General features: G+C 39.9%; 1 protein-coding gene. It reads left to right on the top strand.

The window, feature by feature from the left end:
* Positions 1-1,073 (top strand): anti-sigma-I factor RsgI (gene rsgI / locus RAC86_RS38925; RefSeq protein ID WP_377886981.1); only part of this gene is annotated, 1,073 nt, incomplete at its 5' end.
* Positions 1,074-1,144 lie beyond the last annotated feature (71 nt).

The raw sequence follows: 1,144 nt of genomic DNA, 5'->3' as shown, positions 1-1,144 counted from the left end.
AAGCCAAAAATGATCGACACAGCTATGAAATCGGAGAAGAAATCATGCTTCCGAGTGAAACACGCATGGGCAGAAGGGCCAGCTTTTTTGATTTTTTTAAACTGCGCCCTTTCAAAATGGGGATTTTTACGATGACTGCTATTATGCTTTTTATTTTTATAGTTCTCCCCGTTTTTTCTAATAATAAGGCCTATGCGTATATGACAATCGATATCAATCCAAGCGTCGAAATGGCGTTAAACAGCGATTATGAAGTGATTGAACTGACGCCTCTAAACGATGAGGGACAGAAAGTCGTGAATGATATAGATGATTGGGAGAAGACTGATTTTAAAAAGGTGATTGACGATATTATAACCGACTGCAGTGAACACGGGTATGTAAAGAAATCGAAAGAAATATTGATTTCCACTGTTTATGAAAACACAGAAGACAATACATATAAAAAGGCTGTGAAAAAACAGCTGAATGATGTGACTGAAAAATATAAAACGACATACCGCATGGAATCTCTCGAGTCAGATATGCAAACGAGGGAAAAAGCGAAGAAAGAAGGCGTCTCAACAGGCAGCTACATCAAATCAAATGAAAAGAATGACAATAAAGATATAAAAGATGACTCCAGCAAACCATCCGGGGAAGAGGATCAAAAGAGTGATGAAAATGAGGATGAAAACACCGATCAAACTGACACCCAGGACAGCAAGCAAGGAGATAATGAACAGCTGAATGATGCTGATTCCGGAGACCAGAAAGAAGAGAAAGCGGATGACCAGATTGATGATAGTGACAAAGATAAAAAAATAAAGGAATCAGATGAAAACACAAATACCGAAAAAGATGGGGACCATGAGCAAACCCCAATACAAGATCCTCAAGATAAAGGAAATGAAAATAACGGCGCTGACAAGGGCCAAAGCCAATATCACAGGGACTGGAACAATGGTGAACAAGGCAAGAACCGTTCTTCGTCCAGAAGGGATAACGCTTCAGACCGACGTAATCCAAACGGCTACAGCAGTGATAATAATTCAGCTAAAAATGAAGATTCGCCGAGTGCCCCCGGCGAATAAAGACCTGAATTTATTTAGTTGTGCCATTTAATTGTGATTGTGCTTGCTGTACCAGCCGCTTTGTCATTTCT

The sequence above is a fragment of the Bacillus sp. LR_5 genome (genome assembly GCF_042709275.1).
Note: the sequence above shows the minus strand (reverse complement) of the source record. Positions and strands in the feature narration are given on the sequence as shown.